Origin of the sequence: Puia sp., from assembly GCF_036500295.1 — a bacterium.
Classification (GTDB): Bacteria; Bacteroidota; Bacteroidia; order Chitinophagales; family Chitinophagaceae; genus Puia.
Genome location: NZ_DASYCH010000098.1, coordinates 36,912 through 60,994 on the forward strand (window position 1 = coordinate 36,912; position 24,083 = coordinate 60,994).

A 24,083-nucleotide genomic window follows, 5' to 3' on the forward strand; every position below is an offset into this window, starting at 1 on the left:
AAATGTTCAACCCGGTTACTACAGCGTCGCCCCATCCCTCAGCAACTGCCCCTCGCTGCTAAACAGCAAATTCTTCTTATTCAGATCGCTCTTCTCGACAAAGAGAATGTACTGCACGATATTACCCGGCAGGAACTTCATCGTCACCGTCTTCACCTCCCAGTCCGCTCCCGCATACTTGCTCTTCGAAAGCCCGTCCCTCACCGGTCCCGGGATCGCATCCTTGGCAATCTTCTTCGACGACCACTGCCACTCCCCTTTATTCCCAAACCGCGCATCGAACTTTTCCTTGCCTTCTGTGAAGCTCGCCTGGAATCCACCGGCCAGCAACTTGTCCGTCCAGGTCACGGCTGACGCCCCCGGATACTTCGCCTTAAATGAATCGGTTACCATCGCAGGAACGCTCCTAAACTGCGCCTGCGCACCCACCGCCATAAACATCATCGCGCCGCAAAATGCAGCCCCAAAAAGGATCTTCTTCATAAAACTATATTTAGGTTAACATTGGCTTTAGTCGTCGCCGCCCAGTCGCTTCATCGCCCATCTCTTCCCCGCCGCATCATCTCCCGTCGCAACCTCACCCCTCGCAACCTCATCCCTCGCAACTCACCCCTCGCTCTCATCCCCAGCGTCCTCTTCTTCTTCCGCCTCCCTCCTTCGCTTATCCGGCGCCCCCTCGATGATAATAACGATCTCCCCCTTTACCCCCTTCTCCCGGAAATACTCTGCCACCTCCTTCAAACTCCCCCGGCGATTCTCCTCATAGATCTTGGTCAGCTCCCGGCTCACACAGCATTGGCGATCTTCTCCAAAATACCCCGCCAGCTCTTCCAGCGTCTTCACCAGCCGCATCGGCGACTCGTACAACACGATCGTCCGCGACTCCACCGCCAGCTGCTTCAACACCGTCTGCCGCCCTTTCTTCGGCGGCAGAAAACCCTCGAAACAAAACCGGTTCATCGGCAGCCCGCTGTTCACCAGCGCCGGCACAAACGCCGTCGCACCCGGCAAACACTCCACCTTCACACCAACCCGGATACACTCCCGCACCAATAAAAAAGCCGGGTCTGATACACCCGGGGTCCCCGCATCCGTCAACAACGCCATCTTCTTACCCCCGAGCAACTGCTCCGCCAAATGCCGCAACACCTTATGCTCGTTATGCTGATGATACGGCGACAGCGGCTTGATGATCTGAAAGTGATTCAGCAGTCTCGAAGAATTCCTCGTATCCTCCGCCAGGATCAGGTCTACCCCCTTCAGCACCTCCAGGGCCCTGAGCGTGATATCCTGCAGATTACCGATGGGAGATGGAACGATATACAGCAAAACAATAGTTAGTTTACAGAGATCTCGAAGTATTCCATCACCGGATTGGCCAGCAACTTCTTCCCGGCCTCTTCCGCGATCTTCTTCGCGTCGTCGGCCGAAGCCGCCTCTATCTGCAGATGAATATTCTTCCCGATGCGAACGTCGCTCACACTCCTGATCCCAAGATTCTGCAAACCACCCATCACGGCCTTCCCCTGAGGGTCCAGCAATTCTTTTAAGGGCATAACTTTCACCTGTACCGAAAAGATCATACTGTTTTATTTTTTGTTTGAGCCTTCAGCCGCAACGCTGCTGCCAGTTCTACTCTCCCCCGCGGCGGGCGCCAGCAAAGATACAATAATATAAAAAACGAAAACCACGGGCACCGCCAGCCACTTCAAAAACACCGCCGACAACAACGCCAGCACCACCAGCGCCAGCTTCGGCCAGTTGTTCCGCAGTCCATAATCTTTAAACTTCAGCGCCATCAGCGGCAATTTGCTCACCATCAGCCAGCCCACCACGACGATCAATCCGTACAACACCCATTTATTGACGATCAGCTCCGCCACCGTCGGATTCGTCGTATACCAGGAGATCAGCGGCAGCGACGCGATCAGCAAACCCGCGGCCGGCGCCGGCATCCCTTTGAACCCATAGGCCTGCGACTCATCGATATTGAAGCGCGCCAGCCGGTACGCCGCACAGCACGGGAACAGCAAAGCCGGCAACAACCAGCCCACCGAAACATCCAGCCCGTCATGCTGCCCGGCAAAACTCAACCGCAGCAGCTGATAAAGGATCATCCCCGGCGCCACCCCAAAACTCACGAGGTCGGCCAGCGAATCCAGCTGCTTGCCCAGCGGCGACGTCGCCTTGAAAAGCCGCGCCACCAGCCCGTCGAAGAAATCCACCAACCCCGCCAGCCCGATAAACAGCGAAGCCCAGCCCACCCGCTCCGGCATCCCGATATACTGCGACCCGTCGCTGTAATACAGCACGGATATCCCGTTCTGCAGGATCAGGATCACCGCAATACAACCAAAGAACAAGTTAAGCAGTGTAAAAAGGTTGGGTATATTCTTCATGCCCGAAAATTACTGTTTTATTTGCATTCGTCCCTAAACTACGTGCGCCCCGTGCGCCATCACAGCTTCTATCTCCTCCACCGTGATCGGCACCTTCGCCATCAGATCGACATTCCCGCCCTCGCGGATCCAGACATCGTTCTCTATCCGTATCCCCATCTGCTCCTCCTCGATATAGATCCCCGGCTCCACCGTCAGCACCATCCCCTCGCGAAACGCCTCATGCCGCGGCCCCAGATCATGCACGTCGATCCCCAGATGATGCGAAACGCCATGATACATATATTTCGAATGCGCCCCGCCCTCCGGTCCCGCATTCCTGATATCGGCCTCCGTCAGCAACCCGATGCCCACCAGCTGCCGGCTCATCTCCTCACCCACCTGCCGCACATAATCCGCCGGCAACAGTCCCGGCGTTAACATCTTCTTTGCAAAATTATGAACCGCCAGACAGGCATTGTAGACCTCCGCCTGCCGCCGCGTAAACCGGCCATTCACCGGCACCGTGCGCGTAAGGTCGGCGCTATAGCCGCCATAGGAAGCGCCAAAATCCATCAGCACCAGCTCCCCGTCCCGGCACTCCCGGTTGTTGATAATGTAGTGGAGCGTCCGCGCCGAATCGCCGCTCGCGATGATACTCTCATAGGCAGGACCGCTGCTGCGCCGCGAGACAAACCCGCGCCAGATCTCCGCCTCTATCTCGTATTCCATCACCCCCGGCTTGATAAAGTGAAGGAGATGCCGGAACGTCTCCCCGGTGATATCGGCCGCCTCCTGCATCAACGCCACCTCCGCCGCCGACTTGATCGCCCGCAAACTCCGCAACACCGCCGCACTTCGCCGGTAGGTGTGCAGCGGGAACTTCTCCCGCATCTCCGCGATCAACCGGTACTCCCGCGTGATCAACGGCCCGCGCCGCCGGTCGTTCTCGTTCGTGTTAAGGTAGATACTATCGGCCATATGTACCCACTGCGGCAGGAAATTGTCAAGCACGTCTGCCCACACCACCGTCCCGACCCCCGAGACCGTCTTTCCCTCTTCGGCACTCAGCCGCTTGCCATCCCATTTCTCCTTCAGGGCATTCGGCCGCACCAGCACCAGCACCTCGCGATACTTCTCATCGGGATGCCCCGGAAAAAGGATCAGCATACTGTCTTCCTGCCAAACCCCGGTCAGCCAAAAAAGATCGGTACTCTGACGAAACGGATAATGCGCATCCCCATTCGACGGCATCTCGTCATTACTCGCAAAAACCGCGATCGCCCCCGGCGCCATCGCCTCCGCAAACCGCCGCCGGTTCGCCGTAAACAACTCCGCGTTATTTGGAAAATATCTCATAGTTCATTTTTTTGGGCGCCCGCGCCTCCACGTCTCCTCCCATCGGTCGTCACCGCGTCGGCGCGCCGGGCTCTCCGCTACAGTCCTCGCCTTCGGCTCCGGGCTGCCGCTCCGATCCCTGGCGCAACCTCAAACATGTCGCGAGCCGACAAATTTATGGATTGATCACTAAATCCGCCGTTTTGATAAATCCAACCCAAACTAACGATCGTTAGTTTAGCAATATTTTAACCAATGCTGCCCCAAATTTGATAATCTCTAATCGAGAGGCCCCTTTCGGCCTTGCTATAGAAAAATTTAACTTTAGCTTTGTGTAAACAAACGATTTCTCGCATATGTCAGTGCCTGTTTTTGCTATCCCCACCGACCATCTGGCTCACCTGGGGCTAAAGATCAACGACTCTCTACACTACCAGTTGACTCCTCATGAACTCGTTCGCCATGCCCTTCGCCGCAAAGAAGGCGTTCTCAATGACACCGGCGCCCTCGTCATCCGCACCGGAACCTTCACCGGCCGCAGCCCCAAAGACCGCTACCTGCTCGCCGACGAACACACCACGGATCACATCCATTGGAACGATTTTAACCAACCCATCGACACCCCCCATTTCGACCACCTCTTCGCCGACATAACCAACTATCTCAACCACCTGCCCGAAGTCTTCGTCCGCGACTGCTACGTCTGCGCCGACCAACGCTTCCGCCTCAATATCCGCGTCATCAACGAACTGGCAAGCACCAACCTCTTTGCGTATAATATGTTCCTCCGCCCCACCGAGGACGAACTCGAGAGTTTCCGCCCCGACTGGCAGATCCTCTCCGCACCCGGCCTCCAACTCGACCCCACCCGCTGCGGCACCCGCAGCCCCAACACCGTCGTCCTCTCCTTCCGGCATAAACTCATTCTCATCGCCGGCTCCGGCTACACCGGCGAAACAAAGAAATCCGTCTTCACCATACTGAATTATATCCTCCCCCGCGAAAAGAAAGTGCTCAGCATGCACTGCAGCGCCAACAAAGGACCCAAGGGTGACACCGCGATCTTCTTCGGTTTGAGTGGAACTGGTAAAACCACCCTCAGCGCCGACCCCCGCCGTCAGTTGATCGGCGACGATGAACACGGGTGGACAGGCGATAACATCTTCAACTTCGAAGGCGGCTGCTATGCCAAATGTATCAACCTCAAGGAAGACAAAGAACCCGAGATCTATCACGCCATCCGTCCCGGCGCCCTCGTCGAGAATGTCAAGTTCTATCCCAATACGGATAAGATCAATTTCGAGGACGGCTCCATCACCGAGAACACCCGCGTTTCTTATCCCTTGACGTATATCGGCAACGCGCTCGAGCCCTCGCTCGGCCCTACGCCAAAAAATATTTTCTTCCTCACCTGCGACGCATATGGTGTATTGCCCCCGATCTCCCGGCTAACGCCCGGTCAGGCCATGTACCAGTTCATTTCAGGTTATACCGCAAAGGTCGCAGGCACCGAAACCGGTATCACCGAACCAAAACCAACATTCAGCGCCTGCTTCGGCGCCCCCTTCCTGCCCCTGCACCCCGGCCGCTACGCCGAACTGCTCGGAGCAAAAATGAAACAGCACAATGTAAAGGTGTGGATGATCAACACCGGTTGGTCAGGCGGCGTCTTCGGCAAGGGCAGCCGCATCTCGCTGAACTACACCCGCGCCATGATCGCCGCCGCCCTCGACGGCGCGCTCGATGCAGCGGAGTATGTCTCCCATCCCGTCTTCGGAATGGCCATGCCCCTGTCCTGCCCCGGCGTACCCGCCGAGCTGCTCAATCCCCGCAACACCTGGCCCGACCCCGCCGCCTACGATCAGATGGCCGATGAGGTCGCCGGCTGGTTCATCAAAAATTTCGGAAAATACGCAGACGGCGTCGACAGCGAGATCCTGGCCGCCGCCCCGCAGGTGTCCGGCAAAAAGTAGCCGCCCCCTCTGCCCCTGGGGGTATCGCGTAAAAAAATGTCGTGCTCCCAGGGCACCCGCTAAAAATTAGCAGCCCCCTCTGCCCCCGGGGGATCCAGTAGCAAAATGTCCCTGCTCCAGGGCAGCCGCTAAATATTGGCTGCCACCTCTGCCCCGGGGATCCGGTAGCAAATACCCCCCGGTCCTGCCAAAAAAAAGTACCCAATTATTTTTTTTATTGAGGAAAAAACCAGAGCTTGGCACAACTTTTTCGGCTGCGGGCCACTGCCCGTTGCCTGTTCATCAGAACGTCTTCGATTGTTTGCCAAAACTAACTCCATCCCGCGATGGGGTTTTTTTATTGTTTGCGGAGGCCTTCGTCGGGCCTGCTTCATCACCGCCCTCCTCCGTCGCAGCCTTCACTTCGCTCGCTTGTGGTTGCTATGCAATATAACCTCCGGCCGCAAACGTCTAATGATTGACCTTCGGCCGGTCGGCCCGTGTCCGGCCCTGCCCCCGCGGCAGCCGCCATCTAGCGATGGCCCTTCGGGCAGCCGACCAACGGCCGGCTCTGTCGCCGCCAACTAGAACAACCCGTACAACTGTGAATCGATCCTCGTGATGATCTCGCCCAGGTGCTCCTCATTCTCCGGGAACTTATTCTTATCGATATCTACGATCAGCAGCGGCCCCTCTTTATATCCTTCGATCCATTTATTATAATAGTCATTAAGACGCTTCAGATAGTCCAGGCGGATATTCTCCTCATACTCCCTTCCCCGCTTTTGAATCTGCGCCACCAGCGTCGGCACCGACCCCTGCAGATAGATCAGCAGGTCCGGCGGCTGCACCATCCGCTTCAGCGTCTGAAAGAACTGAAAATAGTTGTTGTAATCCCGCTTGCTCATCAACCCCATCTCATGCAGGTTGGGCGCGAAGATATGCGCATCCTCATAGATCGTCCGGTCCTGGATCACCGTCTCCGTTCCCGTATGGATCTCCAGCAGCTGGTTCAGCCGGCTGTTGAGAAAGAAGATCTGCAGGTTGAAGGACCAACGCGGCATATCCTCATAGAAATCGTTCAGATAGGGGTTATGGTCCACATCCTCGAATTGCGGTATCCACTTATAATGCTTGCTGAGCATTTCGGTGAGCGTCGTCTTGCCGGCGCCGATATTTCCCGCTACCGCGATGTGTTTAGGTTTTTTATTCTTAGTCATAAGTCGTAAATCGTCGTAAGTATCAAATATAACTTAATCCTATTGCATCCTTGGATAATTGAATCGTCACTTTTGCGCTGGCCCGCGCCTTCTCCGCCCCCTGCTCCATCACCCGCCGCAGGTACGCGTCGTCGTTTTGAATCGCCTCCGCCTTCTCCCGGATCGGACCGATAAAACCCACCATCCCCTCCGCCAGTTCTTTCTTCATATCGCCATAGCGGATCGTCCCCGCCGCATAGTCCGCGGTAAACTTCTGCACCACATCCTCGCCCGACACCAGTTGCAACAGCTGGAACAGGTTCGCCACCGACTCCGGCATCGGCGACCCCGGGTCCCCCCCACTATCGGTCTTCGCCTTGGCGACCTTCTTGCGGATCGCCTCGTCCGTATCCGCCAGGTAGATGGTCGCCATCTGGTTCTCGCTCTTGCTCATCTTGCCCGCCCCGTCCAGACTCGGCACCTTTGCCAGCGCCTCGCCGAAATTGAAGGCATAGGGCTCCGGAAACACCTCCCCATAACGGCCATTGAACCGGCTCGCAAAATCCCGCGCGATCTCCAGGTGTTGCCCCTGGTCCTTCCCCACAGGCACCAGCGTAGCCCGGTGTAACAGAATATCCGCCGCCATCAGCACCGGATAGGTCAGCAGCCCCGCATTCACATTCTGCGGCTGCAAGCGGACCTTATCCTTAAAGGTAGGGGTCTTCTCCAGTTCGCCAACATAGGCCAGCATATTCAACAGCAGGTATAACTCAGCCGTCTCCGGCACATGACTCTGACAGTAAAAAGCTACTTTATCCGGGTCCAGACCACAGGCGATATTCTCCGCCATCACCCGCCGGACATGCCCCTTCAGCTCCCGGGTCTCATTCAGCGTGGTAAGGGCATGAAGATCAGCCACCATAAAGTAACAGGTATAACTATCCTGCATCCGTACATAGTTCCGCACCGCGCCAAAATAGTTTCCCAGATGGAGAAAACCCGTCGGCCGGATGCCGCTCATAACAATATCTTTCTTTTTTTCCATAGACATGCCGTCGATGCGTTTTTGCCTAAGGTATCGCATCTCCGGCAAACCGCTAAAGTCTGCCCTTCGGGCGAAAGTAGCTAACGCGACTTTGCGGGGACCGCGAAGATAGCTATTTTTGTCCCAAAGCACCTGCATGGAAGTCAATGACGCACTGATCGACAACCTATCCAATCTCGCCCGCCTGGAATTCAACGCCACCGAAAAAGTGGCCATAAAAAAGGACCTCCAGAAGATGATCCATTTCGTGGAAAAGCTGGGCCAACTCGATACTACCGGCGTCGAACCCCTGCTGCACATGAGCCCCGAGATCAACGTCCTCCGGGAAGATATCCTCCAGGGCTCCATCTCCCGCGAGGCTGCACTCTCCGCTGCCCCGGTCACCGACGGGACATACTTCGAGGTACCAAAAGTCATCCGCAAATAACCCCCGAAAATCCCCGCCGATGCCCAACGCCCCCATCATACACCTCGAACAAATCCAGAAAAGCTATTTCATGGGCAAACAGGCCCTCCCCGTCCTCAAAGGCGTTTCCCTGGAGATCCTGAAAAATGAATATGTCGCCCTCATGGGTCCCTCCGGTTCGGGGAAAAGCACCCTGATGAACATCCTCGGCTGCCTCGACACCCCCACCGCCGGCAAATACGTACTCAACGGACAGGACGTCAGCAAGATGCCCGATGACGACCTCGCCGATGTCCGCAACATCGAGATCGGCTTCGTCTTCCAGCAGTTCAACCTCCTGCCCCGGCTCACCGCCGTGGAGAACGTCGCCCTCCCCCTCGTCTATGCCGGCGTACCCGCCAGACAACGCATCGAACGGGCCATGGCCGTACTCGAAAAAGTGAACCTCAGCGACCGCGGTCATCATAAACCCAACGAACTCTCCGGTGGCCAAAGCCAGCGCGTCGCCATCGCCCGCGCACTCATCAACAACCCCTCGCTCATCCTCGCCGATGAGCCCACCGGCAACCTCGATTCAAAAACCTCCATGGAGATCATGGAAATCTTCGGCGCCATCCAGGCCGGCGGCAACACCGTCGTCCTCGTCACTCATGAAGAAGATATCGCCAACTACGCCCACCGCATCGTGCGGTTGCGCGACGGAGTGATAGAAAGCGACCGCCGCCGCGCCCCGGAAACACTCGCAACCTGATGGCTATCCGCATCTATACAAAAACAGGGGACAAAGGCTCCACCTCCCTCATCGGCGGCACAAAAGTGCCCAAAAGCCATCTGCGCATCGAAGCCTATGGCACCGTCGACGAACTCAACTCCTTCATCGGCCTCCTCAGTGACCACCTGTCCGCCGCCGGAGCCGCTCCTGCCCCCGCCTCCGCGTCCCCTCTCGCCGCAGCCGCTTCCCCGTCCCCAAGTCCCTCCACAGCCGTGTCTCCTCTCGTCTCCACCGCGCCTGCCCCAGCCTCCGCGTCCCCTCTCGCCGCAATCGCTTCCCCGTCCCCAAGTCCCTCCACAGCCGTATCTCCTCTCACAGCCGCCTCTGCCCCGCCCGCAAGTCCCTCCGCAACCGCCGAGCCCGCAGTCGCCGCCTCCCCCCTCTTTCCCGAAGCCCAAATCCTCCTCCGCGAGATCCAGGACCGCCTCTTCACCGTCGGCTCCTCCCTCGCCTGCGACCCCGACAAAGAACCCAAATTCGCCATCCCCGATCTGCACGAAGCCGATATCCAATTGCTGGAATCCGCCATCGACTCCATGGACGCCGAACTCCCGCCCATGAAGTCCTTTGTCCTCCCAGGCGGCCATCCCGCCGTATCCACCGCGCACATCGCCCGCTGCGTATGCCGCCGTGCCGAACGGGGCGTGGTACGCCTACAGGACGCCGGAGCCCCCATCGAGCCCCTCGTCCTGCAATACCTCAACCGTTTAAGTGATTATTTATTTGAGCTGGCCCGCTTCATCGGTCATCGCCTCGCGGTACCCGAGATCCCCTGGAAGCCAAGGGTCTGATTATCATCAATTTACCATCTGCCCATCCTTCATGTGAAGAACCCGGTCGCTCATCATGGCCAGTTCCTCATTATGGGTCACTATTAGAAACGTTTGCTTGAACCGGTTCCGCAGGTCGAAGAACAGCTGATGCAGTTCTTTGGCATTGGCCGTATCCAGGTTACCGGTCGGCTCATCGGCAAATACGATATCCGGCTGATTGATCAGTGCCCGCGCTACGGCCACCCGTTGCTGTTCCCCGCCCGACAGGGCGCCGGGTTTGTTTTCGGCGCGATGATCGACGCCCAGGACTTTTAACAGTTCGAATGCCTGTTCTTCCACTTCCCGTTTCTTCCGGCCGGCGATCCAACCTGGGATACAAACATTTTCCAGCGCGCTGAATTCCGGCAACAGGTGATGGAATTGAAAGACGAATCCGATATGTTTATTGCGAAAGGCGGCCAGCGGCTTCCCTTTCAGGTCATGGAGTTTCTTGTTTTGGAGAATGATCTCGCCGGCCGCAGGTTCATCGAGGGTACCGAGGATATGCAGCAGGGTGCTCTTGCCTGACCCGGAAGGACCGACGATACTCACTATCTCACCTTTTTTAATATCCACCGTCACTCCTTTCAGCACCCATAAATTTCCGTAATATTTCTGTATTCCCTTGGCTGTTAGCATACTATTGATTTAAACGCAGCATTGGATCACCCTTGCACGCGCAAACCTACAAAAAATACCCTCCCCATCCCTCCCCCGTCCCAAAATAGGAAAGGCAAAATTTGGAGAAATCATTTTAAAAATTACTTTTGCGGAAAATTAAGAACGATGTTTTGGACACTTGAACTGGCAAGCTACCTGGAAGATGCCCCCTGGCCGGCTACCAAAGATGAATTGATCGACTATGCTATCCGTTCCGGTGCTCCCATCGAGGTGGTAGAAAATCTGCAGGAACTAGAAGACGAAGGGGAGATATACGAGGGCATCGACGACATCTGGCCCGACTATCCCAGTCAGGAAGATTTCTTTTTCAACGAGGACGAATATTAGCAAAGTGGCGCTCCGTAGAGCGCCACTTTATTTATTTCTCCATCTGTTTGATCACCTCTTCTGTAACCCCGGTCGATGAGAACCCTCCATCGTGAAATAGATTCTGCATCGTCACCATCCGTGTCAGATCGCTGAACAAGGTCACACAGTAGTCTGCACACTCATCACCCGAAGCATTTCCCAACGGACTCATCTTCTCCGCATAGGTGATAAAACCGTCAAAGCCCTTCACCCCGCTGCCCGCTGTCGTCCGCGTGGGCGATTGCGAAACCGTATTCACCCGGACCTTTTTCTTCAAGCCATAATTATATCCAAAGCTTCTCGTCACACTCTCCAGCAGAGCCTTCGCATCCGCCATTTCATTATAGTCCGGGAACACCCGCTGTGCCGCAATATAGGTCAGCGCAACAACGCTGGCCCGTTCGTTCAGCGCATCCAGATCCCAGGCCGTCCGCAGTACCCGGTGCAGGGACATCGCCGAAATATCCAGCGTCTTCTTATTGAACTCATAGTCTATCTCCGTATAGCTCTTGCCCTTCCGCATATTCAGGCTCATTCCGATGGAATGCAGGATAAAATCGATCCCCCCGCCAAAATGTTTCATAGACTCCTCGAATAATTTCTTCAGATCGTCCATATTGGTCACATCGGCGCCAATCACCGGGGCCTTCACCGCCTCTGCCAGCTTATTGATCTCCCCCATCCGCAACGCTACCGGCGCATTCGACAGAACGATCTGCGCACCTTCCTCATAGCATTTAATGGCTGTCCGCCAGGCGATGGATTTCTCATCGAGCGCACCGAATATGATCCCTTTTTTCCCTTTAAGCAGGTTGTATGCCATAGATTGAATTTTGCGCCAAATATAGATTTTATCGCCCAAACAACCGCACAACGACTCCCACGACCAGGATCGTATACACGATGATCAGCAAAAAATTGACAAAGATGAACAGGAAGAACCTCCCAGCCGCTTCCCGCGGCCGGATCACCCGCTGCAACCACCGGTTGAAGAAATACACCGGCACAAGCGCCAGCCCGATGATCAGCAATATAAGAAGGGAACGTATTTTCATGATCTTCATCCCAGCACCATTTCCCGGGCATTCTCAAGCGCCGCCGCCGTTGGCTTCTCGCCGCTGAGCATCTGGGCAATCGCATTGATCCGCTCGTCCTGGTTCAACAAACGTATATTGGTTTGAATGGCTTCCCCTTTGACGGCTTTGTATACAAAGTAGTGCGCATCGGCCTTCCCGGCAATCTGCGGCTGATGCGTGATACAGATCACCTGCCGCTTCTTCGCCAGCCCCTTGAGAATGATACCCACCTGTCTTGCCGCCTCACCGGAAATACCCGTATCTATCTCATCAAAAATAAGCGTGGGCAGATTGATCGATTCCGCCACCAGCGATTTTATACAAAGCATCAGCCGGCTAAGCTCCCCGCCCGATGCCACCTTGCGGATAGGCTCGAATCGTTCGCTCTTATTGGCATCAAAAAGGAAATCGATCGCATCGGCGCCAAAAGGATCAAGGGCGGCCGGCGATACCTGAACCTTCAGCCGGGCATTCGGCATACCCACCTGTTTGAGCAGCTTATTGACCTTCTCCTGCAATGGAGCCGTCTGCGCCTGCCGGTTCTTCGAAAGAACAGCCGCCTTTTTTTGGGCCTCCTGTAACAACCGCGCCACTTCCTTCTCACCGGCGGCAATACCTGCATCCACCTGAAATGAATCCTGTAATTTATGTTGCAGCTGCCGGTAAATTTCCAGCAATGCGCCGGTCGTCTGCGCGCCATGTTTTTTCAACAACTTGTATCCGGCCGATAACCGTTCGTTGATCTCTTCGATCCTCCGGGGATCATATCCTACCTCTTCATTGATACGGTCAACCTCTCCGGCAATGTCTTGCAATTCTATCTGGACCGAAGACATCCGCTCCGTCAGTGCGGACAGCTCGGGATGATAGGCGGCATAGGTCTGTAAGGAATGCTGCAGCGTCTTCAACTGCTGCAACAGCGGTTGCTCGCCTTCTTTCAGCTCATAATATACTTTCGACAAAGCCGTCTTGATCCCTTCCGAATTGTTCAGGATCTTCAACTCCTGATCCAGTTCTTCCAATTCATTCTCCTGCAAATTCACCTCGTTCAGCTCGTCAAAAAGAAATTTATTATAATCCAGCTCTTTATTGAACTGCGCCTGCTGTTCCTTCAACGTAGCCAGCTCACGGGACGCCGCCTGCCACTGGCGATAGATCCCGCGATACTCCTCCAGCACGCCACCCTGGCTTGCCAGGGCATCCAGGACCTCCCGCTGAAAATCCGATTCGCCAAGTTCAAGGGTGTCAAACTGCCGGTGAAGATCCACCAGCAAAGAGCTTAAGCCCCTCAGCTGCTCCAGGTTTACTGGAGTGTCATTCACAAATGCTCTCGACTTGCCCGAAGGCGCAACCTCCCGCCGGATGACCACTTCTTCATCCGCATCAAGATCATGTTCGGCAAAAAAAGCCGCCACCTCTTTCTTTCCCGCTAAAGCAAAGATGCCTTCCACAACACATTTCTTATCCCGTTGTAACAGCGCCGCTGAATCGGCCCGGTCACCAAGGATCAGGGAAAGCGCCCCCATAAGAATGGATTTGCCCGCGCCCGTCTCGCCCGTTATGATATTCAATCGTTGGGAAAAGTCGATACTAAGCGCATCGATGATGGCATAGTTCTGTATTTGTATCCGCTGTAACATAATATTCCGCAAAAACTAAGGCAAAATAAGGAAAATTCACACTACTCTCCTTTGCATCTGGCGAGGCCGGCCTTCGCCCGCTGATCAAGCGAATTCTTATAATCATGATCCTTAAGGGAAAGGCACTTTTCAAAGAAGGCAATCGCCCGTATTTTATCCCCACGTTGTTCATAAATATATCCGATCTGCAAGGCCGCCCTGGCCGCGAAGTATTCTCTCAGCTGCTGTCCCGTCTTTATCGCCGTCAGATATGCCTCGATCGCCTCATCGTTCCTCGTCAACCCATCATAGATCCGTCCGAGCCGGTACGCATACTCGCATTTCTCTTCTGCCGTCACAAAGCCCGAACTGCTCGTCCCTTGCAACAGCTGCAAGGCTTCCCCAAAATAACCGCCATCACTAAGCAATCGCGCTTGCAGCAATAGCTTGTTCGGCCATATCCGGCTTTTGGCTTCCTTCACCGCCTGCCGGTCCGCATCCGCTTCGATGCCCCCCTTACGCAACACCATTTGCCGGCAACTATCCGCCCGGGCTAGCTCCCCCTTCAAATAATAGAACCAGGACAATTTCAGCAGCGCATCTTTGACATAGAATTTGCCCTTGAACCGCTGAAGAAACAGCTTCAGATGGTTCTCCGCCCCCGGCTCCAGGTGATTGAGACTGGCGTAACCCATTTCCAGGTCCCAGACAGGCATGTCCAGATAGTCCGGGGCATTGTTCATCTGCTGCATGATCTGCAAGGCCATCGCACTTCGGTGATCATTGATGCACAGGTTGGCGTAGAGGTAGGTATATAGATGGTTGTTCCTTGCATCCAGCTGATGCTGACGGATAAAAGCAAACACCTCGTCCGGTTTGTTCTCGATATAGAATTTCAGGTAGAGATAATAGAAAATGGCCTCATCCCGGTAAAGCTCCGCCCATTCATCGTCGGTGGCCAGAAACCGGTCCAGCTGTTTCATCCCCGCCGCGATGCTCCCCTTGATCCCCAGGAGGCTGCTTAGCCATTTATAGCTGTCGGGGATCGTTCCCGCCACCACCTGCATGGCCCCGCTAAGCATCGTAGCCGCAGCAAAGTCCGGGAACCGCTTTGCACAGTCCCTGCTTTGTAAAAAACTCCGGCGAAAATCCCAGCCGGCATCCCAGTTATTACCAAATTTGATCTGGATGGCCGCCCACTGAAAATGGATCACGCTCCGGGTAAAAAGATGAAAAGGGGAATTTTCCGGGCCCTCGCTCATCAGCTCGAGACGCTGATCGAGCCGCCCCTTCCAGGCGGCATACTGCCCTGCATCTTCATTAAAAAAGAGTTGGAAAAAATCGATGTAGTTATCAAGAAAAAAAGGGATCAGATTATTCGGATCCCTTCTCTTTTCAGTTTCCAGTAGCCGGCTACCTTCCTCCAATCGCAGCGCGATAATGGACCGGTAGGCCTGGCGACAAGTATTATTAAAATCGTAATGCTTTTGTCCGACGCTTAACAAAGGTATTAGTAAGCCGAGGACAAGCGCGGGTCTATTTAACCTCAACGGCATCATTCAGCTCATTGTCTACCAGGATCCGGCCGCAGTTCTCGCAGACGATGATCTTCTTGCGCTGGCGGATCTCGCTTTGACGCTGAGGCGGGATGGCATTGAAGCAACCGCCGCAGGCATCACGTAGTACCGGTACCACTGCAAGACCGTTACGGTAATTGCCCCGAATGCGGTCGTAAGAGTGCAACAGCCGGGCTTCAACTTTCTCCCGGGCTTCGGCGGACAGCTTTGTGAAATGCTTTTCTTCCTTCTCCGTGGTAGCGATGATCTTGTCCAGCTCGTCCTTCTTGTTCTTCAAAACGGACTCTTTGCTGCCGATATTCTTCTTTGCCTTTTCGAGCAGTTGCACCTTCTCGGCAATCTCCTCATTGGCATCCTTAATATGCTTCTCGGCCAGCTTAACTTCCAGCTGCTGCATCTCGATCTCCTTGTTGATCGCCTCGAATTCGCGGCTGTTCTTTACATTCTGGCTTTGTTTATCGTATTTCTTGATCAGCGCATCGGCTTCTTTAATAGCCTCTTTCTTTTGATTGATGAATTCCTGGATGCCGTTGATCTCCTCTTCCACCCGGGTCTGACGGGCATGCAGACCCGTGATCTCATCTTCAAGATCGCTTACTTCCATCGGCAGTTCGCCTTTCAGGATCTTGTACTCGTCCAACTTCGATTCAACTTTTTGGAGGGTCACCAGGGAGGCGAGCTTTTCCTCAACAGAGAATTCTTTTACGCTTGACATAGTTTACTTTAATAATAGTAGTTTATCGGGTTCGTTTTGACCACCGATTTAAGGACCGCAAAATTACGAAATTTTTCCCGCAAAACCTCAAAAAGCAGGTCCACAGTGAATTGCTCGCTTTCGAAGTGCCCTATATCGGCAATAACCATCTGGTCATTGGCGTCAAAGAACTCATGATACTTAACATCCGAGGTGATATAAAAGTTGGCCCCGGCGGATAAAGCCTTGGAAATGAGGAAACTGCCGGCTCCCCCACAAACGGCCACCTTCTTCACCGGACGGCCTGTCAACCGGGTATGCCGGATCACCGGAACCCCAAACGCCTGCCTGATCCTGTCCAGAAATTCCTTTTCCCCCATTTCAACGGCCAGCTCGCCGATCAGGCCCGACCCTACACCCGGATGCGTATTGGCCAGAGGTACAAGATCATAGGCCACCTCCTCATAGGGATGCGCGGCGATCATCGCCCGCACTACTTCCCGGCTGAGATGGGCCGGCACAACCACTTCCAGCCGGCCTTCCTTCTCATGATGGCGCCTGCCCGGCTGGCCGACAAAGGGTTGCGTTCCTTCTCCCCCCGTAAAAGTACCCGTTCCTTCCACCGAGTAGCTGCATTCGCTGTAAGCGCCGATATGCCCCGCGCCGGCCGCAAAAACGGCCGCCCGGACCGCTTCCAGATGGTCAACCGGCACAAAACAATATAACTTCTGCAAGGTCCCTTCCCTCGACATCAACGGCTTTCCACCAGAGATCCCCAGCTTCTGCGCGATCCTGCCATTAACGCCGCCGGCGACGACATTATCCAGGTTGGTATGAATAGCATAAATGGCAATATCCCGTTTGATAGCCGCGATTATCGTCCGCTCCACATAGTTTCGCCCGGTGATCTTCTTCAGCCCGCCAAAAACGATCGGATGATGAGCGACAATAAGGTTGGCCCGGCAGGCAACCGCCTCCATCACCACCTCTTCCGTCGCATCCAGGGTCGTCAGCACCCCGGTGCACTCCCATAATCCATTTCCGGTGAGCAACCCGGCATTGTCATAAGACTCCTGCCAGGCCAGCGGTGCCATGGCCTCCAAAAAACGGACGATATCGGCGATGGGTGTACTCATTGAACGATCTGTTCGATATGCGTTAGTTTCCCATCCTCGTTAAATCCTTCCAGCACCACCCGGAACTTCTTGGTGATATCGCTATTGAAGAAGTCGATATTGACACGCTTGCTGTCCTTGTCCGTGAGAACAAACGGCCGCCAGTAAAGGGTCGTCCGGAGATCTTCGGCCTCATTACGGGGGTTGTTCTCAAGATAATTCGGCGAATAGAATTCCTTGGGCATGGAATAACCGATAAGGATCGCCCGATCGAGGCCCTTGATATTGGGATCGGCTCGCTTTTCGTCCCCGCCCTTCTTGGTATAGATAGCGATCGTTCCGCCGGCGCCGCCGCCAAATCCGACCCCCGAACCCGGAGGGAAGATTTTCACCAGGGCAATATCGGTCACCGGTATGTTTTGTATTTGCTGGGCATCCGTTTGCATTTCATTCAGATAGAGACTCGGCCTGCTGCCACGCCAGCTCAGGCTGGGAGACCCCCCTGGACCGTTAGCGGTCGTTATCTGCAACCCCGCTACCTTCCCCTGAAGATAGGTGAAGACATCCGGCATCGCCGATGCCAGCGGATCGTTCACCAGGTCAAACATCTTGGAATCCCCACCGGAAAACATTCCGGAAGCATAGCGCTCATCCAGCTTTTCAACATCGGTCTTTACATGCCCTTTGACCGTCACAGCAGCCAGGGTCTTCACCTTCGCGTCGTCAACAGGCTTCACCCGCGCCTGTTCCTGTGCGATATACCGGTTGCGCCGCAAATAAGCGGAGTCCTCCGCCGTCCAGCCGTCAAAGCCAAGGGACAACGGCTTGGCAAACCTGACGCCGGGGACAAGACCCGTATTGAAAGTCACCGCCGCCTGATTGGACAACGCATGATTGACATTAAACATGTAATAGGCTTTCACCGTATCATAAAAGACCAGCCCCGTTATGCCGAACTTGCTGCCCGCGATATGCGGTATCGAGTACATCTGCGTGCTCGAATCCTTCTTGCTCATGATGACATTCAGCGACTCGTCCTTGGCGATCTTAAAGGCGTCTACTCCAAGTACATCCACCCGCATCGAAAGATAATCCTGCTCGGGATGTTTGATCACCGGCAACTGTCCCCGGACAAGCGATTCCCACTTGAATCGCCGCCAGCCATGCGTCAGCATCACAAGGTCCAGCTGCGCCATCAGGCTATCTGCCGTACCCCTGAAATAATAGTAAGGATCATGTATCGTCCCCTTCAGCTCACCCGTCAGCAGCAGCCGCGAAACAATATTGTCATCGTTCGGAAACAGCCCGTCGGCTGTGGCATCCGTCACGGACAGCGAGAGATTGCTTCGCATCGTATCCGGCACATCGATGACAAGGCTGTTCTTCCCGCGCCGCACCACGCTTTTCATCAGCAGTGCCATCTCAGGCTTGAAAGTATATTCGTGGTTATTGACAAAAACCACCCGTTCGGCCACGGGCATCATATTCTCATTGAAGATGGTCAGCTGAAGGACTCCACTGGGGAGCTGACCCGTAGGGATGGTGCCCCCGCTCATGAAATTATCTTCGAGATTGACTTTGGCCTTATACACCAGGTGCTGGTGCATATGCGCGATAATGGTAAGATGTTTGAGTTCCGGTCCGCCTTCCGCGCTCCGGGCCACCGAAAAAAGAACCTTCTGATTGCCGGGTATCGCCCGGAGTACCGCCCCCATGGGCCTCACAGCGGGTAATGCGGTCCGGTGTTCGATCCCTTTTTCGTCCTGCCACACCGCGGTCAGCGAGTCACCCTTGTCAGGCGTGATAGGGAATCTGCCCATCCCATCATGCTCGGAAACAAAGGTCAACACCTCCTTTCCGTTCTTATCCTGTATCGATCCCTTTATGGACACCGGTAAACCAAACTGGTCATTCGCCTTGAACGCGACCATCCCCTCCACACCCGCGATAAGATCGCCACCCTCGGGGAAGAACTGGACCTTTGTCTGCCGGGGAACGATCGTCACCGTGATCACGCTATCCTTCTTGTCGTAGATCCGGATATCCTTCTCGAAATAAAAAGCCGTATCGAAGTTCGACATCCAGGTGGTGTATCCCCGGAAATGCAGGTGCCCCGCCTTTATATTTTTCGGCAGGTCGAAATTACCCGCCGTACTTGATTCGGAGATAGGATATACCTTCCGCTGGACGATCGCCCCTGATGGATCGGACAGCTCCGCATAAAAATTCTTGCTGAAGATGGACGGATCGGCGCCCGAAAATATATACGCCTTGAACCAGACGGTCTCCCCCGGCTGATAAAGATTCTTGTCAAAATGAACATACACCTTCTCCTGAGGATATCTTTCGGCATATACGTTCAACATAGAGTCCAGCTTCTGCGCCTGTAAAAACACGGGGAACAACAAGGGCAGAGCAATTAACAAGCAACAATTTTTTTTCATACTAATCGAAATGCGGGTTAATTTCGGAATGTTTTGCCTCCCGGCCACATTAAAATTTGTTAAAATGATCTTAACAAAGTCATCACAAGACCTCTACGGCGAATATACGGCTCGAATGCAAAAGATCGCCGATGTAAAATTTTCCGCTGCTGTACTACAATGGGATCAGGAGACCTATCTGCCGCCAAAAGGGGCCGAATTCCGCGCGCGCCAGCTGGCCACCCTTTCCGAGATCGCGCACGAATGGTTCACCGCACCCGAATTTGGTCAGCTACTGGAAGAGCTTCACAGCCGGCAGCAGCTGCCCGAAAATCAACAGCGCAATGTCGCCCTGAGCCTGGAAGATTATAACAAGCAAAAGAAGTTTACCCCCGCATTCGTCCGACGGCTCAGCGAAGCGGGCTCCCGCTGTTTTCACACCTGGCTCCAGGCCCGGTCGGCCAATTCCTTTGCATTGTACCGCGCCGATCTCCAAAACATGGTCCAGCTGAAAAAGGAAGAAGCCGGCCTCGCCGGCTACGAGCATCATCCTTACAACGCCCTGCTGGACCAGTATGAGAAAGGCGCAACGGTCTCCCTGCTCGATAAAGTCTTCAACGAAGTGCGCCAGCCCCTGAAAGATTTGCTCACCCGCATCGCCGGCTGTCCGCTCGTCAACGACGATTTCCTGCGCGGCGATTACCCCAAACAACAGCAATGGGATTTTGGAATGGGCCTGATCCGGCAAATGGGTTTCGATTTTGAAGCAGGCCGCCAGGATCTCTCCGAACATCCCTTCACCACCAACTTTAACAGTCTGGACGTCCGGATCACCACCCGGGTCGACGAGCATGATTTCAACTCCATGACCTGGAGCTGCATCCACGAAACAGGCCACGGACTCTACGAACAAGGCCTGCCCGCGGATTACTATGGCCTGCCCCTCGGCGAATACGCCAGCCTCAGCATCCACGAGTCGCAATCCCGGCTATGGGAGAACAACATCGGCAGAAGCTCGAATTGGTGGAAGACCCTTTATCCCCGGCTGCAATCCATTTTCCCAAAACAATTAAACACCGTCTCCGCCGCACAGTTCTATCAGGCCATCAACAAGGTACAACCCTCCCTCATCCGCACCGAGGCCGACGAGGTCTCCTATCATTTCCACGTCATGATCCGGTACGAACTGGAAAAAAAGCTCATCGAAGGCAGCCTCTCCGTTGACGAGATCCCGGCATGGTGGAACGAACATTATGCCGCCTGGCTTGGAGTGACGGTCCCCGATGATAAACGGGGTTGCCTGCAGGATGTCCACTGGAGCCATGGCAGCTTTGGCTATTTCCCGACCTATAGCCTCGGAAGCTTCTATGCGGCCCAATTCTTCGCAGCCGCCCAAAACCAGGTCCCGGGTCTCAACGATTCCATCGGCGCCGGAGACACCCAATCCCTGCTTAACTGGCTGCGGGAGAACATCCACCGTTGGGGCCGCCGCTATACCAGCGAGGAATTATGCCTCAAAGCGACCGGAAAAACCCTGGAAATCAAGTATTTTTTAGACTATTTACTTGACAAATACGATAATATTTACAAATTTTGAATATAAATCGGAACCTATGAAGCGTTCGTTGTTGTTGATCGTCACGGTTGGTTTTATCTCCTTTCTCTATTCCTGCAAAAAATACATCCAGAAACAGGAACAGAAGGCGGCGGAATCGATTATTACAAATGGGAATTGGTATGTAAGTGGGTATACCCAAAATGATAGCGATATCACTGCCGCTTTCTCAGGTTATCTCTTTAAATTTGACGCGAACAACACCGTAACGGGAACAAAAGGCGGTGTTTCGGCAGCCGGCCAGTGGTCGGATAATATCGTTGCCCGGACTATAACCGCCAATTTTCCCGGCGTAGGTGTACCCTTGGTATACCTCAACGAGACCTGGACCATAAAAGACAGCTATACTGACAGCGTCTCGGCAAAATGCACGGATACTGTTAACCATACGACCAACATCCTGCAGCTAAAGAAACAGTAATCCACCTTCCTTCGAATGCCGCTCTAAATTCCTAATTCTAAAAACGGTTGACTGTTGTTGACCGGGATGACCACTATTCGATTACCTAAACGATAGATTCGTTGAACCGAAAACTTCTTATTGCTTTTGGCTGCTTCTTTATACTGGGAATATGGAAAGTTGACGCCCAGGCCCCTGGAACCGATTTCTCCGCTACCCCCACATCCGGATGTAGCCCTCTCGTTGTTCAATTCAAGGATATTTCGAGTAATGGCCCCACAGCCTGGAGCTGGGACTTTGGCAATGGCCAGACCTCTAACCAGCAAAACCCCTATATCTCCTACTCCAGTCCCGGCACCTATACCGTCACCCTCATTTCCCGCAATGCTTCCGGCGCCAATGCGATGCGAAAAGTCGGCTTTATCACGGTCTCCCCATCACCATCGGTCTCTTTTACCTCGACTCTCAACGTCGCCTGCGCCCCGGCGACTGTCCAGCTTTTCGATCATTCGACACCCGGGACTGGCGGCATCGTCTCCTGGTCCTGGGGATTCGGCGATGGCGCCACATCCTCCGACCAGAACCCTGCCCATGTCTATACTCAAACGGGCTATTATACGGTTACCCTCAAGGTTGTCAACACAAATGGCTGTTCCACCACCAGCAATGCCCCCCGTTTCATCCGGGTGGTAGACGGCATCCAGCCCAACTTCACCTACAACCAGGTATCCACGTCCTGTACGGCCCCCTTCACCGCCAACTTCCTCAACCAAACCTCCGGTCCGGGAACTCTCACTTACAACTGGTCCCTCGGCAGCGGCGCCACCCCGGCTTCCTCCACGGATGCCAATCCCGCCGGCATCGTGTATCCCACCGCCAACCCGTATACGATCTCTTTGCAGGTACAAAGCAGCCTGGGTTGCAGCCAGTCCTTCCAAAAGACCATCAGCTTCAGCAACTTCACGGCCAGCTTCGACGGCCCTTCCGCCATCTGCATCAACAACCCGGCTACCTTTACCAATACCTCTACTCCCACACCCCTTTCCAGCGCCTGGGATTTCGGCAACGGCAGCAGCTCATCCGCCAATCCCGGCACCCAAACCTATACCGCGACCGGCAACTATAATGTGAAACTGGTCAACAAATACGCCGGTTGCGTCGACTCGATCACAAAGCCCCTCTCGGCAGTAACTGCGCCCACCGTCGATTTCATCGCCGATCTCACCACGGCCTGCAAACCCGATCTCACGGTGCATTTTACAGACCGGTCCACCGCGGGGTCGACCAGCTGGCTTTGGGATTTTGGCGACGGGCAGACTTCCACGGCTCAGGACCCGATTCATGTCTACAAAAGTATCGGGACCTTCGACGTTAAACTCACAGTCACAGGTGCCGGTGGCTGCCCGGGTTCCACTACCAAATCGGGTTTCATCACCCTCAAAGCCCCCGTCGCCTCGATCGTCAATGCCGGCAACCTGGGCGCCTGCGTGACGGGTTCTCCCTCCTACACAACCGTCACCCCCACCGTTACGATAGACGGCGTCGACCTTCCTTCGACCTATAACTGGCAGGCCCCCGGTTCCAATGAAATAAGCTCTACCTCCGCCACGCCGAGCTTTACCTATAACAATCCCATCGACTATACGATCACCGTGTCGGTCACCACCACCGGCGGTTGTACCGCCACCGCAAGCAGTTCCGTAGCGATCGGCACCCCCACCGCCTCAGACTTCACAATGAACAGTCCATCCGGTGCTACCTCCGTATGCGGCCGCGACTCGGTCACCTTCACCGCCGCCCCCAGTGGCACCTACTCGTATATCTGGGATTTCGGCGACGGGACCATCTCCAAACCCCAAACGCAAAACACGATAAAATACGCCTACAACAAGGCTTACTCGCCGGCCACGGTTACGCTCTCCCTCATCAACCATGGATGCCCGACAAAAATACCTCACCAGCTGACGGTCAATCCCCCCTTCCCCAATTTTGGCTACAGGATAGATTGCTCCACATCCCCCAAATCCGTCATATTCACGGACTCGACCCTCCCGGGTGCATCCAACTATATCTGGGGCTTTGATGATGGCTCGACCGCATCGGAGCCACCGGCTGTGTCGCCACCCTATGCCCCCGCCCCCGGCGTCCATCCCGTCACTCTAACCGTTTCCCAGGGCGCCTGCGTGACTCAATCCTATACCAAGCCCGTAACCATCTTACAGGTGAACCCCAGCTTCTCAATCAGGGTGGGCGAACTCACAACCGCTCCACCGATCTCGGTCTGCAAAAATCTTCCGATCCAGCTGCGATCCACCACATCGGTCACCCCCGGTGTAGTCGCCGCCGATAGCTACATCAAGCAGTATACCTGGCAGGTCGATGCCAATCCCCCGGAAATCACAACCGATCCGGAGCACGACGTCGTCCTCACTCCCAACGGCCCCCATACGATCCAACTTTCGATGATCGACACCAACGGCTGTCCCGAGATTGCCCCCAACATCAACGTCAATGCCGTCGGCCCAACAGCCAGCTTCACACCAACTCCCCTGGTCGGCGCCTGCAAAAACAGCCCCGTCGCGCTGACAAGCACGTCTGTTTCCGGCCCCGCCCCCGCCATAACAAACTCCACC

General features: G+C 54.9%; 23 protein-coding genes. 8 read left to right on the plus strand and 15 right to left on the minus strand.

What is annotated here, in order from left to right; translation table 11 throughout:
* Nucleotides 1–18: 18 nt before the first annotated feature.
* The 5 genes from VGM48_RS19330 to VGM48_RS19350 all read right to left on the minus strand — a co-directional run bounded on the left by VGM48_RS19330 (nt 19) and on the right by VGM48_RS19350 (nt 3,737).
* The gene (locus VGM48_RS19330; protein WP_331582071.1) at nt 19–483 is read right to left on the minus strand and encodes a hypothetical protein; all 465 of its coding nucleotides are present in this window, start codon (nt 481–483) and stop codon (nt 19–21) included.
* 123 nt (nt 484–606) lie between these two features.
* Nucleotides 607–1,329 (minus strand): 16S rRNA (cytidine(1402)-2'-O)-methyltransferase, encoded by a 723-nt coding sequence (gene rsmI / locus VGM48_RS19335; RefSeq protein ID WP_331582072.1) that lies wholly within the window; start codon nt 1,327–1,329, stop codon nt 607–609.
* Between the two features lie 8 nt (nt 1,330–1,337).
* The gene (purS, locus tag VGM48_RS19340) at nt 1,338–1,583 is read right to left on the minus strand and encodes a phosphoribosylformylglycinamidine synthase subunit PurS (protein ID WP_331582073.1); all 246 of its coding nucleotides are present in this window, start codon (nt 1,581–1,583) and stop codon (nt 1,338–1,340) included.
* A 6-nt stretch (nt 1,584–1,589) separates the two neighbouring features.
* A complete protein-coding gene (locus VGM48_RS19345) occupies nt 1,590–2,399 on the minus strand; it encodes a CDP-alcohol phosphatidyltransferase family protein (RefSeq protein ID WP_331582074.1) in 810 nt (269 codons plus the stop codon).
* 33 nt (nt 2,400–2,432) lie between these two features.
* On the minus strand, nt 2,433–3,737 hold the full coding sequence (locus VGM48_RS19350; protein ID WP_331582075.1) for an aminopeptidase P N-terminal domain-containing protein: 1,305 nt from the start codon (nt 3,735–3,737) through the stop codon (nt 2,433–2,435).
* 335 nt (nt 3,738–4,072) lie between these two features.
* Here VGM48_RS19350 and pckA point away from each other — a divergent pair, with 335 nt between their 5' ends.
* Nucleotides 4,073–5,689 (plus strand): phosphoenolpyruvate carboxykinase (ATP), encoded by a 1,617-nt coding sequence (gene pckA / locus VGM48_RS19355; RefSeq protein ID WP_331582076.1) that lies wholly within the window; start codon nt 4,073–4,075, stop codon nt 5,687–5,689.
* Nucleotides 5,690–6,252: 563 nt separating this feature from the next.
* Here pckA and VGM48_RS19360 read toward each other — a convergent pair.
* Both VGM48_RS19360 and trpS read right to left on the minus strand, forming a co-directional pair.
* The gene (locus tag VGM48_RS19360) at nt 6,253–6,888 is read right to left on the minus strand and encodes a deoxynucleoside kinase (RefSeq protein WP_331582077.1); all 636 of its coding nucleotides are present in this window, start codon (nt 6,886–6,888) and stop codon (nt 6,253–6,255) included.
* Between the two features lie 22 nt (nt 6,889–6,910).
* Complete coding sequence (gene trpS / locus VGM48_RS19365; protein WP_331582078.1) at nt 6,911–7,918, minus strand: tryptophan--tRNA ligase; 1,008 nt, start codon at nt 7,916–7,918, stop codon at nt 6,911–6,913.
* Nucleotides 7,919–8,048: 130 nt separating this feature from the next.
* Here trpS and gatC point away from each other — a divergent pair, with 130 nt between their 5' ends.
* From gatC to VGM48_RS19380, 3 genes are read left to right on the plus strand one after another with little or no spacing between them, the layout of a single operon-like run.
* Nucleotides 8,049–8,339, plus strand: coding sequence for an Asp-tRNA(Asn)/Glu-tRNA(Gln) amidotransferase subunit GatC (gene gatC / locus VGM48_RS19370; protein WP_331582079.1), 291 nt, complete (start codon nt 8,049–8,051; stop codon nt 8,337–8,339).
* Between the two features lie 19 nt (nt 8,340–8,358).
* Nucleotides 8,359–9,069: an ABC transporter ATP-binding protein gene (locus VGM48_RS19375; RefSeq protein ID WP_331582080.1), complete on the plus strand. Its 711-nt coding sequence runs from the start codon at nt 8,359–8,361 to the stop codon at nt 9,067–9,069.
* Entirely contained in the window at nt 9,069–9,881 is an 813-nt protein-coding gene (locus VGM48_RS19380) for a cob(I)yrinic acid a,c-diamide adenosyltransferase (protein ID WP_331582081.1), read from the plus strand. The genes VGM48_RS19375 and VGM48_RS19380 overlap by 1 nt, the downstream gene beginning before the upstream one ends.
* A 6-nt stretch (nt 9,882–9,887) precedes the next feature.
* On the opposite strand, the gene VGM48_RS19385 is transcribed toward VGM48_RS19380, so the two are convergent.
* Nucleotides 9,888–10,541 carry an ABC transporter ATP-binding protein gene (locus VGM48_RS19385; protein ID WP_331582082.1) on the minus strand — a complete coding sequence of 218 codons (654 nt, stop codon included), beginning with the start codon at nt 10,539–10,541 and terminating at the stop codon, nt 9,888–9,890.
* A gap of 147 nt (nt 10,542–10,688) precedes the next feature.
* Here VGM48_RS19385 and VGM48_RS19390 point away from each other — a divergent pair, with 147 nt between their 5' ends.
* Nucleotides 10,689–10,910 carry a DUF2795 domain-containing protein gene (locus VGM48_RS19390; RefSeq protein ID WP_039131553.1) on the plus strand — a complete coding sequence of 74 codons (222 nt, stop codon included), beginning with the start codon at nt 10,689–10,691 and terminating at the stop codon, nt 10,908–10,910.
* A 31-nt stretch (nt 10,911–10,941) separates the two neighbouring features.
* Here VGM48_RS19390 and VGM48_RS19395 read toward each other — a convergent pair whose 3' ends face one another.
* The 7 genes from VGM48_RS19395 to VGM48_RS19425 are packed head-to-tail and all read right to left on the minus strand — an operon-like array spanning nt 10,942 to nt 19,438.
* Complete coding sequence (locus VGM48_RS19395; RefSeq protein WP_331582083.1) at nt 10,942–11,754, minus strand: enoyl-ACP reductase FabI; 813 nt, start codon at nt 11,752–11,754, stop codon at nt 10,942–10,944.
* A 28-nt stretch (nt 11,755–11,782) separates the two neighbouring features.
* Entirely contained in the window at nt 11,783–11,995 is a 213-nt protein-coding gene (locus tag VGM48_RS19400) for a hypothetical protein (RefSeq protein ID WP_331582084.1), read from the minus strand.
* Nucleotides 11,992–13,647 carry a DNA repair protein RecN gene (gene recN / locus VGM48_RS19405; RefSeq protein ID WP_331582085.1) on the minus strand — a complete coding sequence of 552 codons (1,656 nt, stop codon included), beginning with the start codon at nt 13,645–13,647 and terminating at the stop codon, nt 11,992–11,994. Before recN ends, VGM48_RS19400 begins: the two co-directional genes overlap by 4 nt.
* A 41-nt stretch (nt 13,648–13,688) precedes the next feature.
* Complete coding sequence (locus tag VGM48_RS19410) at nt 13,689–15,131, minus strand: hypothetical protein (RefSeq protein ID WP_331582086.1); 1,443 nt, start codon at nt 15,129–15,131, stop codon at nt 13,689–13,691.
* Nucleotides 15,132–15,162: 31 nt separating this feature from the next.
* Nucleotides 15,163–15,918, minus strand: a complete 756-nt coding sequence (locus tag VGM48_RS19415) for a zinc ribbon domain-containing protein (RefSeq protein WP_331582087.1) — start codon at nt 15,916–15,918, stop codon at nt 15,163–15,165.
* A gap of 8 nt (nt 15,919–15,926) precedes the next feature.
* Complete coding sequence (locus tag VGM48_RS19420; RefSeq protein ID WP_331582088.1) at nt 15,927–17,033, minus strand: Nif3-like dinuclear metal center hexameric protein; 1,107 nt, start codon at nt 17,031–17,033, stop codon at nt 15,927–15,929.
* On the minus strand, nt 17,030–19,438 hold the full coding sequence (locus tag VGM48_RS19425) for a hypothetical protein (protein ID WP_331582089.1): 2,409 nt from the start codon (nt 19,436–19,438) through the stop codon (nt 17,030–17,032). Before VGM48_RS19425 ends, VGM48_RS19420 begins: the two co-directional genes overlap by 4 nt.
* Before the next feature lie 82 nt (nt 19,439–19,520).
* Here VGM48_RS19425 and VGM48_RS19430 point away from each other — a divergent pair, with 82 nt between their 5' ends.
* The 3 genes from VGM48_RS19430 to VGM48_RS19440 form a co-directional block, all read left to right on the plus strand.
* Complete coding sequence (locus tag VGM48_RS19430; protein ID WP_331582090.1) at nt 19,521–21,032, plus strand: carboxypeptidase M32; 1,512 nt, start codon at nt 19,521–19,523, stop codon at nt 21,030–21,032.
* A gap of 16 nt (nt 21,033–21,048) precedes the next feature.
* Nucleotides 21,049–21,471 (plus strand): hypothetical protein, encoded by a 423-nt coding sequence (locus tag VGM48_RS19435; protein ID WP_331582091.1) that lies wholly within the window; start codon nt 21,049–21,051, stop codon nt 21,469–21,471.
* A gap of 101 nt (nt 21,472–21,572) precedes the next feature.
* Nucleotides 21,573–24,083: PKD domain-containing protein (locus VGM48_RS19440; RefSeq protein WP_331582092.1), on the plus strand; the 2,511-nt coding region annotated here is incomplete at its 3' end.

What these genes read in the sequence shown, in the direction of transcription:
- trpS (WP_331582078.1), bottom strand. Translation starts at nt 7,918, where the DNA reads ATGTCTATGGAAAAAAAGAAAGATATTGTTATGAGCGGCATCCGGCCG.
- VGM48_RS19390 (WP_039131553.1), top strand. Translation starts at nt 10,689, where the DNA reads ATGTTTTGGACACTTGAACTGGCAAGCTACCTGGAAGATGCCCCCTGG.
- purS (WP_331582073.1), bottom strand. Translation starts at nt 1,583, where the DNA reads ATGATCTTTTCGGTACAGGTGAAAGTTATGCCCTTAAAAGAATTGCTG.
- VGM48_RS19435 (WP_331582091.1), top strand. Translation starts at nt 21,049, where the DNA reads ATGAAGCGTTCGTTGTTGTTGATCGTCACGGTTGGTTTTATCTCCTTT.
- VGM48_RS19345 (WP_331582074.1), bottom strand. Translation starts at nt 2,399, where the DNA reads ATGAAGAATATACCCAACCTTTTTACACTGCTTAACTTGTTCTTTGGT.
- VGM48_RS19360 (WP_331582077.1), bottom strand. Translation starts at nt 6,888, where the DNA reads ATGACTAAGAATAAAAAACCTAAACACATCGCGGTAGCGGGAAATATC.
- VGM48_RS19330 (WP_331582071.1), bottom strand. Translation starts at nt 483, where the DNA reads ATGAAGAAGATCCTTTTTGGGGCTGCATTTTGCGGCGCGATGATGTTT.
- VGM48_RS19430 (WP_331582090.1), top strand. Translation starts at nt 19,521, where the DNA reads ATGATCTTAACAAAGTCATCACAAGACCTCTACGGCGAATATACGGCT.
- VGM48_RS19420 (WP_331582088.1), bottom strand. Translation starts at nt 17,033, where the DNA reads ATGAGTACACCCATCGCCGATATCGTCCGTTTTTTGGAGGCCATGGCA.
- VGM48_RS19350 (WP_331582075.1), bottom strand. Translation starts at nt 3,737, where the DNA reads ATGAGATATTTTCCAAATAACGCGGAGTTGTTTACGGCGAACCGGCGG.
- VGM48_RS19380 (WP_331582081.1), top strand. Translation starts at nt 9,069, where the DNA reads ATGGCTATCCGCATCTATACAAAAACAGGGGACAAAGGCTCCACCTCC.
- VGM48_RS19415 (WP_331582087.1), bottom strand. Translation starts at nt 15,918, where the DNA reads ATGTCAAGCGTAAAAGAATTCTCTGTTGAGGAAAAGCTCGCCTCCCTG.
- VGM48_RS19400 (WP_331582084.1), bottom strand. Translation starts at nt 11,995, where the DNA reads ATGAAGATCATGAAAATACGTTCCCTTCTTATATTGCTGATCATCGGG.
- gatC (WP_331582079.1), top strand. Translation starts at nt 8,049, where the DNA reads ATGGAAGTCAATGACGCACTGATCGACAACCTATCCAATCTCGCCCGC.
- VGM48_RS19375 (WP_331582080.1), top strand. Translation starts at nt 8,359, where the DNA reads ATGCCCAACGCCCCCATCATACACCTCGAACAAATCCAGAAAAGCTAT.
- pckA (WP_331582076.1), top strand. Translation starts at nt 4,073, where the DNA reads ATGTCAGTGCCTGTTTTTGCTATCCCCACCGACCATCTGGCTCACCTG.
- VGM48_RS19385 (WP_331582082.1), bottom strand. Translation starts at nt 10,541, where the DNA reads ATGCTAACAGCCAAGGGAATACAGAAATATTACGGAAATTTATGGGTG.
- VGM48_RS19395 (WP_331582083.1), bottom strand. Translation starts at nt 11,754, where the DNA reads ATGGCATACAACCTGCTTAAAGGGAAAAAAGGGATCATATTCGGTGCG.
- recN (WP_331582085.1), bottom strand. Translation starts at nt 13,647, where the DNA reads ATGTTACAGCGGATACAAATACAGAACTATGCCATCATCGATGCGCTT.